Raw genomic sequence first — 17,386 nt, 5'->3', positions numbered from 1 at the left:
TGAAAATAATGCCAACATTTAACCAGTTAGTAAGAAAAGGACGTCAGACATCTGTTAAGAAGTCTACTGCACCTGCACTTCAGAAGGGTTACAACTCCCTGCAGAAGAGACCTACAAATACTTCTTCTCCGCAGAAGAGAGGTGTATGTACCGCTGTTAAGACAGCAACTCCTAAAAAACCTAACTCAGCTCTTAGAAAGATCGCCAGAGTTCGTCTTTCCAACGGAATCGAGGTAACAAGCTACATCCCAGGTGAGGGACACAACTTACAGGAGCACAGCGTTGTTCTGATCCGTGGTGGTCGTGTTAAGGACTTACCAGGTACAAGATATCACATCATCCGTGGTACACTTGATACGGCAGGAGTCGCTAACAGAAAGCAGGCTCGTTCCAAATACGGCGCTAAGAGACCAAAGGCTTCTAAGTAATTTTAGGTATTGGACCGAAGTTGCTTGATAATTTAGCGAACCATAGTATCACATTTGTTGTATCCGGCATCTTCTGCCGGATGGACTATAGGTTGGTGTTGGGATTATTATCACAAACGATAGATTTCCGCACGAACATTATGGCGAAATAGGTGGTCTTTGACCGATATTTTACACATTGTGAGTACCGTTGAATTAATCGAAATGAAGTTCACTGAAACAGCCTGCCGGATAGCGGTATGCTGTCAGGTTATGAGGCTGTAAATGGCGGCGCTGCCGCACTCAGTAAATGCAGAAGTTTTTTCTGTATAGTAAATTATGATTAAGGAGGGAAGAACCGTGCCACGTAAAGGACATACTCAGAAAAGAGACGTATTAGCAGATCCGTTATACAACAACAAAGTGGTTACCAAACTTATCAACAACATCATGTTAGATGGTAAGAAAGGTGTTGCTCAGAAAATTGTATACGGAGCTTTCACAAGAGTTGAGGAGAAAACAGAGAAACCAGCTCTTGAGGTATTTGAAGCAGCAATGAATAACGTTATGCCTGTTCTTGAAGTAAAGGCAAGACGTATCGGTGGTGCAACATATCAGGTACCGATCGAAGTAAGACCGGATCGTCGTCAGGCGTTAGCACTTCGCTGGCTGACCACTTACTCTCGTAACAGAGGAGAGAAGACGATGGAAGAAAGACTTGCGAACGAGATTATGGATGCAGCAAACAATACTGGTGCATCTGTTAAGAAAAAAGAAGATATGCACAAAATGGCAGAGGCAAACAAGGCTTTCGCGCACTACAGATTCTAATAGAATCCAAAATGTTTCCGCGAAGCTGTTGCTTTTAAATATGGAATTTTTGATCGCTGCGTGAGCTTTTGCTTTCGCGGCGATAGCATATCGTTAGTAAATTAAGGAGGAAATACCTTGGCTGGAAGAGAATATCCATTAGAGAGAACCAGAAACATTGGTATTATGGCTCACATTGATGCTGGTAAAACAACATTAACAGAGCGTATTCTTTACTATACCGGTGTTAACTATAAGATTGGTGATACTCATGAAGGTACTGCTACCATGGACTGGATGGAGCAGGAGCAGGAAAGAGGTATCACGATTACATCAGCCGCTACAACATGTCACTGGACATTGGAAGAGTTCACAAAACCAAAGGCAGGTGCTTTAGAGCATCGTATCAATATCATTGATACCCCTGGTCACGTTGACTTTACAGTAGAGGTAGAGCGTTCACTCCGTGTACTTGACGGCGCTGTCGGCGTCTTCTGTGCAAAGGGTGGTGTTGAGCCTCAGTCCGAGAACGTATGGCGTCAGGCTGATACCTACAATGTACCGCGTATGGCATTCATCAATAAGATGGATATCTTAGGTGCAAACTTCTACGGTGCTGTTGATCAGATCCGTACAAGATTAGGAAAAAATGCAATCGTTCTTCAGTTACCGATTGGTAAAGAGGATGATTTCAAAGGTGTCATTGATTTATTCGAGATGAAAGCATACATCTACAACGACGATAAGGGTGATAATATCACTGTTACCGATGATTTAGGTGATATGAAAGATGATGCAGAGCTTTACCGTTCTGAGTTAATCGAGAAAATCTGCGAGTTAGATGATGACTTAATGATGATGTACCTTGAGGGTGAAGAACCATCCGTAGAGGAAATGAAAAAAGTATTGAGAAAAGCTACCTGTGAATGTACAGCTGTACCTGTTTGCTGTGGTTCTGCTTACAGAAACAAGGGTGTACAGAAGCTTCTTGATGCAATTATCGAGTACATGCCGGCTCCAACAGACATCCCTTCAATCAAGGGTGTAGATCTGGATGGAAACGAAGTAGAGAGACATTCATCTGATGATGAGCCGTTCTCAGCTTTAGCATTCAAGATCATGGCTGATCCATTCGTAGGTAAACTTGCATTCTTCCGTGTATACTCCGGTAGCATGGCAGCAGGTTCTTACGTTCTCAATGCAACAAAAGATAAAAAAGAGCGTGTTGGACGTATCCTTCAGATGCATGCGAATAAGAGACAGGAGCTCGACAGAGTTTACTCTGGTGATATCGCAGCAGCAGTTGGATTTAAGTTCACCACAACAGGTGATACCATCTGTGATGAGCAGCATCCTGTAATCTTAGAGTCTATGGAATTCCCAGAGCCGGTTATCGAGCTTGCTATTGAGCCGAAAACAAAGGCTGGACAGGGTAAGATGGGTGAGGCTCTTGCAAAACTTGCAGAAGAGGATCCTACATTCCGTGCGCATACTGATCAGGAAACAGGTCAGACAATCATCGCTGGTATGGGTGAGCTTCATCTGGAGATCATCGTTGACCGTCTCCTTCGTGAATTTAAGGTAGAGGCAAACGTTGGTGCACCTCAGGTTGCTTACAAAGAGACATTTACAAAACCTGTAGATGTTGAGTACAAATATGCAAAACAGTCTGGTGGACGTGGACAGTACGGACACTGTAAAGTTAAATTCGAGCCGATGGATCCGAACGGCGAAGAGACATTCAAGTTCGAGTCTAGCGTAGTTGGTGGTGCTATTCCGAAGGAATACATCCCGGCAGTAGGTGAAGGTATCGAAGAAGCAGCTCAGGCTGGTATTCTTGGAGGATTCCCGGTACTTGGTGTACATGCTAACGTATACGACGGATCTTACCATGAAGTCGATTCATCCGAGATGGCATTCCACATTGCCGGATCTATGGCTTTCAAGGAAGCTATGCAGAAGGCAAGTCCGGTATTACTTGAGCCGATCATGAAGGTTGAAGTAACTATGCCAGAGGAATACATGGGTGATGTTATCGGTGATATCAACTCCCGTCGTGGACGTATCGAGGGAATGGATGATATCGGTGGCGGTAAGCTTGTAAAAGCTTATGTTCCGCTTGCTGAGATGTTCGGATATTCTACAGACTTACGTTCTAAGACACAGGGACGTGGTAACTACTCTATGTTCTTCGAGAAATATGAGCCAGTACCAAAGAATGTACAGGAAAAGGTATTAGCAGACAAATCTAAATAATAGACCATCTTTTTTTCCTGTGGAAAAAGTTTTAGCAGATAAGTCAAAATAAGACTAAAACATCCGGATTTCCTATAAAATATAGGAAATCCGGTAAGAAATAGCTTGAAAAACGATTGATTATTTTATATAATCAGAGTTAGCCGAGTTATTGAAAATAACAACTATAGCCCATAGGGCATCATTTTAAGGAGGATATTCAAAAATGGCAAAAGCTAAGTTTGAAAGAACAAAACCACATTGTAATATTGGTACCATTGGACACGTTGACCATGGTAAAACAACTTTAACAGCTGCTATTTCTAAAGTATTAGCTGCAAGAGTTGCTGGTAACACAGCTACAGATTTCGATAACATCGATAAAGCTCCAGAAGAGAGAGAGCGTGGTATCACAATTTCTACTGCTCATATCGAGTATGAGACAGAGAAGAGACATTACGCACACGTTGACTGCCCAGGTCATGCCGATTACGTTAAGAACATGATCACTGGTGCTGCTCAGATGGATGGTGCTATCCTCGTTGTAGCTGCTACTGACGGTGTTATGGCTCAGACAAAAGAGCACATCTTATTATCCCGTCAGGTAGGTGTACCTTACATCGTTGTTTTCTTAAACAAATGCGATATGGTAGACGATCCGGAGTTAATCGAGTTAGTAGAGATGGAAGTTACAGAGCAGCTTGAAGAGTACGGCTTCGAAGGATGCCCGATCATCAAAGGTTCTGCTTTAAAAGCTCTTGAAGATCCAAACGGCGAGTGGGGCGACAAGATCATGGAGTTAATGGATACTGTTGATGAGTACATCCCAGATCCACAGCGTGATACAGATAAACCATTCTTAATGCCAGTTGAGGACGTATTCACAATCACAGGTCGTGGTACAGTTGCTACCGGACGTGTTGAGAGAGGTACATTACACTTAAATGATAACCTTGAGATCCTTGGTGTTAAAGAGGACGTTCAGACAACAGTTGTAACTGGTATCGAGATGTTCCGTAAACAGTTAGACGAGGCTCAGGCTGGTGATAACATCGGTGCATTACTTCGTGGTATCAACCGTGATCAGATTGTTCGTGGTCAGGTTCTTGCTAAACCAGGTACAGTTACATGCCATCGTAAATTTACAGCTCAGGTTTACGTATTAACAAAAGATGAGGGTGGTCGTCATACTCCATTCTTCAACAACTACCGTCCACAGTTCTACTTCAGAACAACAGACGTAACTGGTGTATGTAACTTACCAGCTGGTACAGAGATGTGCATGCCTGGTGATAACATCGAGATGACTATCGAGTTAATTCACCCAGTAGCTATGGAGCAGGGTCTTACATTCGCTATCCGTGAGGGTGGACGTACAGTAGGATCTGGACGTGTTGCTACAGTTATCGAGTAATTAAATATTATTCAGTAAATTCAAGGGTTTCGGAGATTTCTCCGGAACCCTTTTTACATGCGATAATAATGAAGATGGGTGTGAGCGGTGCCAAAACGGTGCCAAAAAGAAAAACTCCGTTGAATTTTGCTATTCAACAGAGCTTTTTTCTTACCATCCCTTAATCTGTTTTACCTGTTCTGCCCGTTCGGGATCTCTGTGATATTGTAGTTTGAATTGTATCGTTTCAACCACTTCTTTCCTAGCTTCATCATCCAACTGATAAAAAGAAGTCAGAAGATTATCCACATCCGGCATACTATTTTTACCGAATAGGTACATAAGTGGATAGAGAGAGTTTTTCAAGTAGGTTTTGACTCTGCTTGCATCCAAGGCTCCATTCAATCCATCTGGGAGAGTGGGATATATTTCTTCTTCGGTAATAGCTCCAGAGAAAGGACTTGCAGAGCATATCTCATTCACATCAATATCTAAAGCATTGGCAAGACGAAGTGCAAAGTCAAAGCGGATATTGGAATCTTTTTGAATAATCGTGTATAACGTGGTGGCACTAATGCCGGTTTCTTTTGCAATTCTGCGTACATTTGTACCTTTTTCATCAAGGTACTCTTTTAATTTCTTTCCATCGCCCATAAGTAACCTCCTATTTTCATAGACAAAGTAATTACGAAAAACATAAATCCAATTGTTATCATATCACATTTACGAAAAACATAAAAGTGAAAATTACATAATTTTAGAATTACGAAAACCGTAAAATATTATTTACGAAGTATTGACATTATTTACGGACAGTGATAATATGAATTTACGAAAATCGTACACAACAAAAATACAAGAGTTGTAACGGAATTGTAGAATGAGAAGGGAGGATGAATATATGGCGAACTATCAATATATGATGAGTGCGGATGATGTGGCTAAGGAACTGGATTGTTCCAAGTCCTATGCTTACAAGTTGGTTAAGGCAATGAATAAGGAACTTGCGGAGCAGGGATATATCACAATGGCAGGACGGATTCCAAGAGCATATTGGGCAAAAAAGATGTTCGGATACGAGCTGGCTGCGAACTAAGAGAGGAGAAGAAAGGAATGGCTTACAAAGAAAAAGACACGAAGAAATGGACTGCCCAGTGGTTTGAAACGAATGCAAAGGGCGAAAAGAAAAAACGAAGAAAGAGAGGATTTTCCACAAAAAAGGAAGCTCTGGAATATGAGCGACAGAAAAAACTCAATAGCAGTCGAAGTATGGATATGAAATTGAGTGAATTTATGGAGGTATATTTTGAGGACAAACAGAATGAACTCAAAGAACGTACCATGAAAAACAAACGTTATATGATGGAACAGCATATTATTCCGTATTTTGGAAATCAAATGATGAGTGAAATATCAGCTTCGCAGATTATTCAGTGGCAGAATGAAATGCAGACAAAAGGCTTTTCGGAATCATATCTGCGAATGATACAAAATCAGCTAACCAGCTTGTTTACTCATGCTTCAAGGATTTACGATTTGCATACGAATCCATGCAAGAAGGTAAAGCGGATGGGAAACTCGGACAGCAGAAGCTTGGATTTCTGGACAACAGAGGAGTATCAGCAGTTTATTCAGACTATAGAACCGGGAACAAGATATTATCTCATCTTTGAAATTCTTTTCTGGACTGGATGCAGAATTGGAGAACTACTTGCATTAACTCCGGCAGATATAAACTTTGAAAGAAATCAAATCAGCATCACAAAAACGTACTATAGGACAGAACGAAAGGATGTGATTACAGAACCAAAGACAAAACAATCTGTGCGAACAATAGAAATACCGGAATTTTTGAAGCAGGAAATAAAGCAATTTATTGAAGGACATTATGGTATGCCGGAGAATGAAAGACTTTTCCCTATTGTGCAGGAAGCAGTACAGCATAAGATGAAGCAAAATATGGTGAAAGCCGGAGTAAAGAAAATCCGAGTGCATGATTTAAGGCATTCGCATGTAGCATATCTCATCAACAAAGGGATTGAGCCGATTCTGATAAAGGAAAGATTAGGGCATAAGGATATAAGAATTACCCTAAATACTTATGGTCACTTATATCCGAATCAGCAACGGAGAATTGCAGATTTGCTGGATAATGAACAAGAAAAAAGTCCCAACAGCGGCAACTGTCAGGACTAAAGATAACCGGATAAACCTCTGTTATCCTATGTATATACAAGCTAAGTATAGCAGAGGTTTTCTCCGGTAGCAATTATAAAATTAAAATTGGAGGAGAAAATGACAGAACAGAAGATTGAATTAAAGATGATTAGAATGTCAGAGGTACAGTCGCAGGAGATTGAGTGGCTGTGGTATCCATTCATTCCTTATGGCAAGCTGACAATTATTCAGGGTGATCCGGGTGACGGAAAGACAACAATGGTCTTGAATCTGGCGGCAAAGCTGTCAAAGGGCGAAGCACTGGATGAAAATATGAAAGTCACAGAGCCGGTCAATGTAATATACCAGACTGCGGAGGATGGTCTTGCGGATACAGTAAAACCAAGATTAGAGCTTGCCGGAGCAGACTGCGAGAGAATTATCGTTATTGATGAGAGTGACAAGTCACTGTCTATGGTAGATGAACGCTTGGAAGAAGCGATTGTGAGGACTGGTGCAAGGCTCTTGATTTTAGACCCGATACAAGCATATTTGGGCGGTGGCATGGATATGAACCGAGCAAACGAAGCAAGGGATATGACAAAGAAATTAGGAGCATTGGCAGAGAAAACAAAGTGTGCAATTATCCTTATCGGTCACATGAACAAGGCTTCCGGCAATAAAGCAGCATACCGGGGCATGGGTTCCATAGATTTCTTTGCAGTGGCAAGAAGTGTTCTTCTGGTCGGCAGGGTAGAGGGAGAACCGAATACCAGAGCAGTTGTCCAGATAAAAAATAACCTTGCAGCATTTGGACATCCAAAAGCATTTGCCTTATCAGAGGAAGGCTTTCAGTGGATTGGAGATTATGAGATTACGGTGGATGAGGTGCTTGGCGGCATTGCACCAAAGGCAAATAAAATGGAGCTGGCAAAGCAGATGTTACGTGAACTTGCGGAAACACATAGTGCGGTTTTAAGCAATGAGATATTTGACCGGGCAGATGAACTGGGAATTTCTAAACGAACACTGGAAAATGCAAAGAAAGAGCTGGGTATCCGGGCAAGAAAAATCAACAACGCATGGTACTGGGAACTGGATAAGGTAAAGTAGGAATAAGGGAAGAACGCAACAATGCAGAGTATACAGAAATGCGGTCTTGAAGATTGCAAGGTTGCAAAAGATATAGACATTGCGTTGTTGCGGTCTTGCAGAAAGGATTGGTGGATTGAAATGAAGAATGTGCAGATTTCGCAGGAACTGTTCTTTTTGCTCGTGAGATATTTTCTCATAGGGCAGGAAGAAACGGAGCCGGAGATAGTTAAGGCATTGGAGAAAAAGATGGATGCCCTGGTAATGAGAGAGCTGTATACGCAGTATAAAACTGCACCGACAGAGGAAGAAAAGGAAAAGGCACGTAGGGAATATCTAGACAAGCGTGGTGTGCCGGACAGCTTCCGATGGTAATTTCCTTAGACGAATAAAACGGGAGCGTGGCACGCACCCGTATGATATGGTTAAGGAAAAATGGTACGGTGGTAGTGATGACAATGTGACCGGAACAGGCACAACTGCCGCAGGCAGAAAAAGCTTCCGGCAGGACGCAAAACCCGATTTATCGGGTTGCATTTTTGATGGCGGTAGCTGTCAAAAGTGCTTTTGCGTTACTTTTGACAAAAGTAACAAAACTTATGTGCCTGTTCGGCATTATTATGATAGATAAAAGAGGAGGAGTGTTTATTGGAGAGAACGATTAGCGGCATGATGGGAAATGGGGCTATCAATCATAATACGAGAGCTTTTAATGCAAAAAATGTTGACCCGGAACGGAGCATTTACAATGTGCAGTTTTGCAATACCAGTATCAAAAAGGTATATCACGAATTATTTGATGAAGCATTGGAGCGGTATAATGCAAAGCAGAAACGAAGTAACCGGAAGATTGATAATTATTATGAAAAAATCAGACAGAGTAAGCAGGAGAAGCTGTTCCATGAGGTTATTTTGCAAATTGGCAATAAAGACGATATGAACTCAAAAAGCAAAGAGGGAGAGCTTGCAAAGGAAATTCTGATTGATTATATGCAGGATTTTCAGAAACGAAATCCGAATCTCTATGTGTTTTCGGCTCATCTGCACATGGATGAGGAAACACCGCATATTCACATTGATTTTGTTCCTTTTATCCGTAACAGTAAGCGTGGACTTGATACCAGAGTTTCCCTAAAGGGAGCATTGGCAGAGCAGGGCTTTAAGGGCGGTACAAGAGGGGCAACGGAATGGAATCAGTGGATGGAATCGGAAAAGCAGGAGCTTTCAAAGGTCATGGAGCGGTATGATGTGCAATGGAAACATTTGGGAACACACAACAAGCATTTGTCGGTACTTGATTTTGAGAAGCAGGAGCGACAGAAAGAGGTTGCACAGCTGGAACAGACACTTTCAGATAATAAAGTGGAATTAAACAATATCTTATATCAGCAGATTATGGCAGAGGAGAAAACAGAGCAGATACGCAAAGAGGGCGAAGTAATACGGCAGGAGGTGTCAGAGCTTTCAGCAGAAAGTGACTGGCTGAAAGAGCAGACAGAAATATTGTCGGAGGATAAGGAAAAACTGCTATCGGAAAATGAAAATTTGGAGAGCCAGCAGAAGAAATTACAGCGGGAAATCAATAAGATGGTGCAGTCTAAGGAAACTATGGAGCGGAATATTCACACTTATGATGAAGATGAGAAGTGGCAGTTACCGGAACCGGGTACGTTGATGAGCGCAAAGGCATACCGGGATAAAAAGGCTCTGCCGCTTGTGCAAAAGCTGAAAGAACTGGTAAAAAATCTGACACTCAAGTGTATACAGCTTACAGAGCAGGTCAAGAAGCTGACTGTTAAGGTGGACAGACAGCAGAATCAGATTAGCAGGCTGACAGACAAAGCTATGGAGCAGAATGATATGATTGAAAGATTGCAGGAAAAAGTATCGGATTTGGGGCATTTGGAGCGTTATTTCGGCAAGGAACGGGTACAGGCGATAGTGGAACAGTCAAAGACAATCGAGCAGGCTGAAAGAGCAGAGAAACGCCCGAAACGAGCCTATGATATGGGCAGATAGGAAAGGATGGGATTGCTGGAATGACAGATATGGAGAAGAAAGTTATGGTGCGGTTATGTGCCAAAATTCTGACGGAAACAGACCTTTACGATACCGATAAAGAGGTACAAAATCTGATAGACTGGGTGCTGGTGTCGGAGCAGATGAAAGAGAACAATAATGTAATCCGTAATCTGACCGGAGAATATAAGCAGATAGAGCCGGATTGCCGGGCGAGAGTAAAGGAGAAGCTGGAGCGTATGAAAGAGCTTTGCAAAGAGCGTAACAGCCTGTATGAAAAACAGAATGATTTGAAAGGACAGAAATGGAAACTGGAGAAGGCGTTGGAACGATAGGAAAGAGGGGCATGGTGGTTGTCATGCCCTGTTTTTTATGGTAGTCGGGATGAGGGAAAAGTGCTACAATTAAAAGGAAAAAATTGTAGAGAAAATTAAAAACATAGGAGGAAACGTATTTGTGAATGGTTTTACAGATGCATTGGAACAAAGAAATCTGGAAGAGTTAAGAAAGTATCCTAAGGCAGATTTGCACAATCATTTTGTGCTTGGCGGAAATAGACGGTTCATATATCAGGAAACTCGAAAAAAAATTGAGCCATTAGCTAATCCTTTGTCATCAATGGATGAGATGAATCAATGGAGTCAAAAATATATTAGTCAAGACTTTAATAGCACTGCGATGAGAAAATTTTTGATCAGAGCAACATTTCAACAAGCCAGAGAGGATGGAGTAACTGTGCTTGAAATTGGTGAAGATGTGTGGGGCTTAAACGAATTTTTTAATAATGATATTGATGAGTTGGTTAATGCTTTTACAAGTGCTCAAAAAGAAATCGCTCCCGATATAGAATTAAGGCTTCAAATTGGATTATCAAGACATTGTTCGATCAGTTATTTAGAAGATTGTTTATCATATTTTTGGGGAAATAAGAATTTTTATTCTATTGATTTGTACGGTGATGAATTAGCACAACCTATCGAAAATTTTAAAGGAATTTATCGGCGTGCAAAAAAAGAAGGATTAAGGCTAAAAGCACACGTCGGAGAATGGGGGACTGCTAAAGACGTAAGAACAGCCGTAGAAGAATTAGAACTTGATGAGGTTCAGCATGGGATAGCGGCAGTCAGTGATGAATCAGTAATCCGTTTTTTGGCAGATAATAAAATTAGATTAAATATTACACCAACAAGTAATATTTTACTTGGAAGGGTAGCAGATATGTCTATGCATCCGATTGGAAAACTGTATCGTAGTGGTGTTGATGTTACTATAAATTCCGATGATGTATTAATATTTGATTCAGATGTATCCAAAGAATATCTACGGCTTTATGAGTTTCAGTGCTTAACAGCAGAAGAATTAGAAAACATAAGAAAAAATGGACTAAAACCTATAATTATATAGACAAATTGAAATTGCAGACTTCCTTATTGATCATATCTAAACATGGTGCTAGCACCATGTAATAAAGGTAATTAAGGAGAAAATCGGTATTTTTGGAGTGGCTCTATTTTGGCTCTAAAATTTTTTGTAATCACAAAAATAAAGAGAAAAAATGGAGAATGTGAATAAAAATATGCAGTAAAATCAACGAAAAACATTCCGATTTAATTTCCTAAAGCTCGTGAGGGTGGACGTACAGTAGGATCTGGACGTGTTGCTACAGTTATCGAGTAATTAAATATTATTCAGTAAATTCAAGGGTTTCGGAGATTTCTCCGGAACCCTTTTTACATGCGATAATAATGAAGATGGGTGTGAGCGGTGCCAAAGAGGATGGTCTGTATTATCCGGATCTCCGACTCCCGGAAGGAACGCATTATGAAATCGGCAGATACGGACGGATGCGAGCAGAGTATCTGAAAGAGTACCATAGAGCATTGTATCTGGAATTGCTGTTGGATGGAAATTTAAATGAATATCTGCACCAGATGGACGAAGAATGTTATCAGATGATGGAGCAGTTGGTGGAGTGGATGAAAGTAAAGCAAAGAGTAACGGAGCAGTTGAAGTCGGAGAACCAAATGCAGTGGGTTGGAATGATGAACAATATCCGGCACTGTGCGGAAGAAGTGGTGTTGAGAGATATAGTTTATGTGTAATTGATAGGGCGGTCTTCGGACTGCCCTTTTGAAAATTGTATAGAAAAAGGAACAATGAAATGATATGATAAAAAAAGAGAATTAGATCAATCGGAATTTATAGGAGGTGAATTTTAATGAAATGTCCATATTGTGGTGATGAAATGATAAGAGGATACCTAATGAGTTCACGAGACATTACTTTTGCAGTTGATAATCCGATAAAAGCTTTTCGTATTAAAAAATCGGACGATCTGGAATTGAGTAAAGGGTCAGAAGGAATCCCTCATTGTGAAGCTTATCGTTGTAGTAGTTGTAAGAAGATTTTGATTGATTATGAAAATAGATAAATCGAAAGTTGACAAAGGAGGTGAGCTGATATGAAAAAGAAAATCATCATATTGCTGTCTGTTGTGATAATTCTTTTGATGGGCATTGTTGTATGGTTTAATATTCCACTCGACTTGATGGACTTAGACCCTAATGAGGTCATGGAAATAGTTGTTTTCAATGGCAATAGCGGAAACGCAACACATATTACCGACAAAGAGCAGATTCAGCATATTGTCGAAAATTTGAATGGCGTCGAAGTAAAGCGGTCAAAGCTATCTTTGGGATATATGGGATATAGTTTCAAAGTTACTATTTATTTGTCTGATGGCAACGAGGCAGGCGATTGGAATAATTTTATTATCAATTCAGATGATACAATTAGAAAAGATCCATTTTTCTATTCTGTTACAAAGGGAAATATTGATTACAGCTATATTGAAGGTATCGTAGAATAACAAAAATTTCAGCTTGTCGAGCTGGAAAATTTGAATTTATGATAGCGGAACGAAATCTGTGGAGGGGGTGTTCTCATGAAATTAGTCAGTCCGAAAACATTGCTGGCATCGTTGCTGGGTTGCACATTTGTTGTTATGAAAGTGATGACTTTTGACGGGCTGGTGGATATGTTTTGGATCATATTGATCGGATACCTGACCGTTAAAGCCATAGTTACAGCGTTTTCCCAGGAAGCCTATGATGAGGATATAAGGCAGGCACAGCAGGGAAAGGTCTTGTACCGTGACCTGTTTGGCAAATTCGCATACATTGCAGCAGATGTCCCGATTCTTTTGATTCTTTTGGCGGGCCTTTTGGCTTCGGTCTGTTCCGTAACAACGCTACTCAGAGCCACCCTGATGGGACTTCTGCTGATTGCAGTGGGATATGCTATCTGGTTCAGTTGGTATGTTTCAAAGCATAAACGGCTGCGCATGAAAAACGGTGAGTGGGGTACAGGGATTTTAAGTGCAGAAGACGAGAAAGCGTGGAAACGCTCAAATTTGTGGCACGGTATAATTCTCGGAATTGCCGGGGTGTTGTTTGCTCTTTATCTCATTTTCGGAGATCCGAGGATTTATTTCAATAACGCCAAACTGGAAAAAACACTAACCGCTTTGGAATGTGACAGCATCACTTTGGAGGAGATTGTCCCCTTTGAATGGACCACTGTATATACCTTTGATCCCTATACCTCAAAGGAACGCATTGAGCGAGTGGTCGGTTCGAAAAGCCCCGCTTTGAAAGAAAGTGTCAGCGAGGGTATGAACCATGTTGTGTTTACAAACAGAGGGCGGGTTGTGGCCAGCATCTGTACCCATCCCGCAAGCACTGGGTACTATTTGAGCTTTACCGGCGGAGAAAATACATATTACAGTTATTCAGATGGTGGATATTCCCACATTGAGTACGGTGATGAGATTGTCTTTGAAGTAATGCAGGATGATGGATTTGTCAGGCTGTACGCTCGTGTTGAGGAATAATGTGTGGTCGCATATTGAATTATTAATGGAGAGGTGACAAACAAAGCGAGGGATAAATTCAAGTTGATATTTCACATATTTTAGGAAATTTAATAACTGTTATATTTGATTATCAAATTCTTCGCAAACCCTTGAAAATACTAAGTTTGTAGCAAGTGAACTTTCCCTTACTCTTTCCCTTGTGTTACATTTTCCCATTGCTTTTCATGAACCTTAATATGGGAAAAATTAAGGGAAAGAAAATTTCATAACACAATATAACATATAACAATAACGACATGGTGAACTGATTGAAATGTTTTCGATATTTAACTCTGTAACTGATTATCAAAAGAAAATGGAGATAAGATACGATGAGAACAATTTATGCAGAATATAATATAAACCACGATAGTATTGATGTTTACACAAGTGCTGGATATATGCTTCGCATTGATTGCTGGGAAGCTGAAAAAAATTTAAAAACCACATATGGATCAGAATGTGCGCTTACTTCATTGGCTGTGGATGAGCCTTTGGAATATGCAAGATTATATCTTGATGGCAATTTACAGATGTGGGTGGATACAGAAGATTCATTAGAACTTTATTAAGCAAGAAGTGAGATAGTGTTGTAGGGAGTTTCCTGTAGTTAAAGATACCACACCCGATATGATGAACCCACGCTTCTACACTACCAGCTATGATAAAAGAAAGGACAGCAATTTGACACTGCTGTCCTTTCTTTTATAAAATTGCAGTACACAGAAAAAAGCTGTAAAATGAAAAATATATTTGTCCTTGTAACAATTCTCGGACATTTGCCTGTTATACTATCTGCAAAAAGAAAAGGAAGTGATAATATGAAGCATATTTTAATTGTCGAAGATGATAATCTTTTGAATAAAACGCTTACTTATAATTTGGAATTGGACGGTTACACAATAACTTCTGTTCTGAATGCAAGGACAGCCGCTGAATCATTAAAAACAAACATTTTTGATTTGGTATTGCTGGATATAAATTTACCAGACGGAAATGGTTATGACCTATGCCGTCTTATCAAGCCAGAGCATCCTGATACAGTAGTTATATTTCTAACTGCCAACGATCAGGAAAGCAATCAGATACGGGGATATGAAGCTGGTGCAGTGGATTATATCACGAAACCTTTTTCGATTAGTGCTTTGCAGCGAAAAATCAAAGCCATGTTCGCTATGTTGGAGCATCACAAACCAGCTAAGGATATTTACGAGGATGGTAGCTTGTTTCTGGATTTTTCGGAACAATTTGCAAGTTTGAACGGGAAACCATTAGCACTTTCTGCGATGGAATATAAAATGTTGAACCTATTTCTTAAAAATCCGAAGCAGGTACTTACTCGCCAACAATTTTTAGAAAAACTGTGGGATGTTGATGAAAAATATGTAGATGAACATACCCTTACTACTTCTATCAGCCGTATTCGCAGTAAGATTGAAGCGGATGGCGACACATATATCAAAACGGTTTATGGTATGGGGTATCAATGGACAGGAGGCGAAAAGAAATGAATCTGAATAACCTTTCTGCTAAGAAAATTTGTAGACTGGTTAGTGCTGGCATGGTTTTCTCTATGCTGGTAATTACCGGTATTTTCGGCGGTATAATGCAGGATATACGAATTTTTATAGTGGGTGGAACATTGACACTCTGTGCGTTTTTCTGGATTTGGCTATTGGTGCTGATTTTTGGAAAACGCCTTTCTCATTTTACTTCTAATTTGTGCCGGACGCTGGACAACATGATTGATGGAAACGAGGAATTACAAAAGTCAAATGATAGTGAAACTCTTTTTGCCCGTATCAACCACCGCTTAATTCGGTTGTATGAGATTATGCAGAAAAACCGGCACAAGGTAGACATGGAACGACAGGAGCTTCAAATGCTGATTTCTGATATTTCACATCAAGTTAAAACGCCTGTCAGCAATTTGCAAATGGTAACGGACACACTTTTAACAAAGCCTGTTTCAGAAGAAGAACGGATGGACTTTTTACAAGGCATACGTAGTCAGACTGATAAACTGGATTTTCTGTTCCAAGCACTGGTTAAAACGTCCCGGTTGGAAACCGGAGCAATACGATTAGAAAAGAAAGACAGCAGCTTATTCCATACGCTTGCACAAGCCATGAGCAGTATTGTATATGCCGCAGAGAAAAAAGAAATTGCTGTATCCGTGGATTGCCCGGAAAATTTGATAATCTCCCATGACAGCAAGTGGACAAGCGAAGCCCTTTTCAATCTGCTGGACAATGCAGTAAAATACACTCCGTCAGGTGGAAAGATTTCTGTATCAGTGGTTCAGTGGGAAATGTACGTAGAGGTCAAAGTGACCGACACCGGCAAGGGCATTTCAGAAAGCAATCAGGCTGCCATCTTCCGGCGCTTCTATCGTGAGGAAGAAGTACACGATCAACAGGGTGTGGGAATAGGTTTGTATTTGGCTCGTGAGATTGTAACAAGGCAAGGGGGCTATATCAAGGTTGTTTCAGAGCTGAGGCAAGGCTCAGAATTTTCTATTATGCTTCCTGTAAGGTAAGATATAACCACTTTTTTTGAAATGTCCGAGCGTTGTAACATTTCACTCTGATTTTCGATAAAAATTTTTTCTATCTCGGACATTTGTGTAACATTTGTGGTTTACAATGGCTTTATCAACAGATAGAAAGCCTTGAAAGGAGCATTTGAATATGAGCATTTTACAAACAATCGACTTAAAGAAGTATTACGGCACAGAACCAAATATTACTCGTGCCCTTAATGGTGTAAATTTTACTGTGGAACAGGGAGAATTTGTTGCCGTAGTTGGAACTTCCGGCAGCGGTAAGTCTACATTGCTTCACATGATGGGAGGACTTGATACCCCCACTTCCGGCAGCGTGATTGTACGGGGAGAAGAACTCGCAAAAAAGAATGATGATGAATTGACAATTTTCCGCCGTCGTAACATCGGATTTATCTTCCAAAATTATAATCTGGTTCCGATTTTGAATGTATATGAAAATATCGTCCTGCCTGTGGAACTGGATGGCGATACAGTAGACCAGAAATTTATGGACGAAGTTGTGTATATGTTGGCTTTAGAAGATAAACTGGAAAATATGCCGAACAATCTTTCAGGCGGTCAACAGCAACGTGTAGCGATTGCACGAGCTTTAATTACGAAGCCTGCGATTATCCTTGCTGATGAACCGACCGGAAATCTTGATAGCAAGACCAGTGCAGATGTGTTAGGGCTTTTGAAGCATACCAGCGGAGAATTTAATCAGACCATTGTAATGATTACTCACAACAACGAGATCGCTCAACTCGCAGACCGCATTGTACGGATTGAAGATGGTAAAATTGTTGGCTAAAGGA

21 protein-coding genes are annotated in these 17,386 nt (G+C 40.6%); 20 read left to right on the top strand and 1 reads right to left on the bottom strand.

The window, feature by feature from the left end:
- The first annotated feature begins 8 nt into the window (after positions 1–8).
- From rpsL to tuf, 4 genes are all read left to right on the top strand, one after another.
- A complete protein-coding gene (rpsL, locus tag RIL182_RS18465; RefSeq protein ID WP_006859047.1) occupies positions 9–428 on the top strand; it encodes a 30S ribosomal protein S12 in 420 nt (139 codons plus the stop codon).
- 339 nt (positions 429–767) lie between these two features.
- Complete coding sequence (gene rpsG / locus RIL182_RS18460) at positions 768–1,238, top strand: 30S ribosomal protein S7 (protein ID WP_207635613.1); 471 nt, start codon at positions 768–770, stop codon at positions 1,236–1,238.
- Between the two features lie 117 nt (positions 1,239–1,355).
- Positions 1,356–3,473 carry an elongation factor G gene (fusA, locus tag RIL182_RS18455; RefSeq protein WP_055195251.1) on the top strand — a complete coding sequence of 706 codons (2,118 nt, stop codon included), beginning with the start codon at positions 1,356–1,358 and terminating at the stop codon, positions 3,471–3,473.
- 205 nt (positions 3,474–3,678) lie between these two features.
- Positions 3,679–4,866, top strand: a complete 1,188-nt coding sequence (gene tuf, locus RIL182_RS18450; protein WP_006859046.1) for an elongation factor Tu — start codon at positions 3,679–3,681, stop codon at positions 4,864–4,866.
- Between the two features lie 150 nt (positions 4,867–5,016).
- Here the strand turns inward: tuf and RIL182_RS18445 are convergent, their stop codons facing one another.
- The gene (locus RIL182_RS18445; RefSeq protein WP_006859045.1) at positions 5,017–5,499 is read right to left on the bottom strand and encodes a helix-turn-helix domain-containing protein; all 483 of its coding nucleotides are present in this window, start codon (positions 5,497–5,499) and stop codon (positions 5,017–5,019) included.
- A 247-nt stretch (positions 5,500–5,746) separates the two neighbouring features.
- Here RIL182_RS18445 and RIL182_RS18440 point away from each other — a divergent pair, with 247 nt between their 5' ends.
- The 16 genes from RIL182_RS18440 to RIL182_RS18370 all read left to right on the top strand — a co-directional run bounded on the left by RIL182_RS18440 (position 5,747) and on the right by RIL182_RS18370 (position 17,382).
- Positions 5,747–5,941 carry a hypothetical protein gene (locus tag RIL182_RS18440; RefSeq protein ID WP_025482760.1) on the top strand — a complete coding sequence of 65 codons (195 nt, stop codon included), beginning with the start codon at positions 5,747–5,749 and terminating at the stop codon, positions 5,939–5,941.
- 17 nt (positions 5,942–5,958) lie between these two features.
- Positions 5,959–7,041: a tyrosine-type recombinase/integrase gene (locus RIL182_RS18435; protein ID WP_006859044.1), complete on the top strand. Its 1,083-nt coding sequence runs from the start codon at positions 5,959–5,961 to the stop codon at positions 7,039–7,041.
- A gap of 99 nt (positions 7,042–7,140) precedes the next feature.
- Positions 7,141–8,115 (top strand): AAA family ATPase, encoded by a 975-nt coding sequence (locus tag RIL182_RS18430; protein ID WP_006859043.1) that lies wholly within the window; start codon positions 7,141–7,143, stop codon positions 8,113–8,115.
- A gap of 21 nt (positions 8,116–8,136) precedes the next feature.
- Positions 8,137–8,469: a hypothetical protein gene (locus RIL182_RS18425; protein WP_006859042.1), complete on the top strand. Its 333-nt coding sequence runs from the start codon at positions 8,137–8,139 to the stop codon at positions 8,467–8,469.
- 46 nt (positions 8,470–8,515) lie between these two features.
- Positions 8,516–8,725: a hypothetical protein gene (locus tag RIL182_RS21410; RefSeq protein WP_172606725.1), complete on the top strand. Its 210-nt coding sequence runs from the start codon at positions 8,516–8,518 to the stop codon at positions 8,723–8,725.
- 38 nt (positions 8,726–8,763) lie between these two features.
- Positions 8,764–10,113 carry a plasmid recombination protein gene (locus RIL182_RS18420; protein ID WP_006859051.1) on the top strand — a complete coding sequence of 450 codons (1,350 nt, stop codon included), beginning with the start codon at positions 8,764–8,766 and terminating at the stop codon, positions 10,111–10,113.
- 20 nt (positions 10,114–10,133) lie between these two features.
- On the top strand, positions 10,134–10,448 hold the full coding sequence (locus RIL182_RS18415) for a hypothetical protein (protein ID WP_006859041.1): 315 nt from the start codon (positions 10,134–10,136) through the stop codon (positions 10,446–10,448).
- Positions 10,449–10,569: 121 nt separating this feature from the next.
- Positions 10,570–11,517 (top strand): adenosine deaminase, encoded by a 948-nt coding sequence (locus tag RIL182_RS18410; protein WP_006859040.1) that lies wholly within the window; start codon positions 10,570–10,572, stop codon positions 11,515–11,517.
- A gap of 341 nt (positions 11,518–11,858) precedes the next feature.
- Entirely contained in the window at positions 11,859–12,215 is a 357-nt protein-coding gene (locus RIL182_RS18405) for a TnpV protein (RefSeq protein ID WP_006859039.1), read from the top strand.
- 116 nt (positions 12,216–12,331) lie between these two features.
- On the top strand, positions 12,332–12,544 hold the full coding sequence (locus tag RIL182_RS18400) for a PF20097 family protein (RefSeq protein WP_044999528.1): 213 nt from the start codon (positions 12,332–12,334) through the stop codon (positions 12,542–12,544).
- A gap of 30 nt (positions 12,545–12,574) precedes the next feature.
- The gene (locus RIL182_RS18395) at positions 12,575–12,982 is read left to right on the top strand and encodes a hypothetical protein (RefSeq protein WP_006859038.1); all 408 of its coding nucleotides are present in this window, start codon (positions 12,575–12,577) and stop codon (positions 12,980–12,982) included.
- 75 nt (positions 12,983–13,057) lie between these two features.
- A complete protein-coding gene (locus tag RIL182_RS18390) occupies positions 13,058–14,005 on the top strand; it encodes a hypothetical protein (protein WP_006859037.1) in 948 nt (315 codons plus the stop codon).
- Positions 14,006–14,358: 353 nt separating this feature from the next.
- Entirely contained in the window at positions 14,359–14,598 is a 240-nt protein-coding gene (locus RIL182_RS18385; RefSeq protein WP_006859036.1) for a DUF6061 family protein, read from the top strand.
- Between the two features lie 249 nt (positions 14,599–14,847).
- The gene (locus RIL182_RS18380; protein WP_009265522.1) at positions 14,848–15,537 is read left to right on the top strand and encodes a response regulator transcription factor; all 690 of its coding nucleotides are present in this window, start codon (positions 14,848–14,850) and stop codon (positions 15,535–15,537) included.
- Positions 15,534–16,565 carry a sensor histidine kinase gene (locus RIL182_RS18375; protein WP_006859034.1) on the top strand — a complete coding sequence of 344 codons (1,032 nt, stop codon included), beginning with the start codon at positions 15,534–15,536 and terminating at the stop codon, positions 16,563–16,565. The genes RIL182_RS18380 and RIL182_RS18375 overlap by 4 nt, the downstream gene beginning before the upstream one ends.
- Positions 16,566–16,716: 151 nt before the next feature.
- The gene (locus RIL182_RS18370; RefSeq protein ID WP_006859033.1) at positions 16,717–17,382 is read left to right on the top strand and encodes an ABC transporter ATP-binding protein; all 666 of its coding nucleotides are present in this window, start codon (positions 16,717–16,719) and stop codon (positions 17,380–17,382) included.
- Positions 17,383–17,386: the final 4 nt, after the last annotated feature.

It is taken from the genome of Roseburia intestinalis L1-82 (assembly GCF_900537995.1).
In the GTDB taxonomy this organism is placed as follows: domain Bacteria; phylum Bacillota; class Clostridia; order Lachnospirales; family Lachnospiraceae; genus Roseburia; species Roseburia intestinalis.
This window is presented reverse-complemented; position numbering and strand designations above follow the sequence as displayed.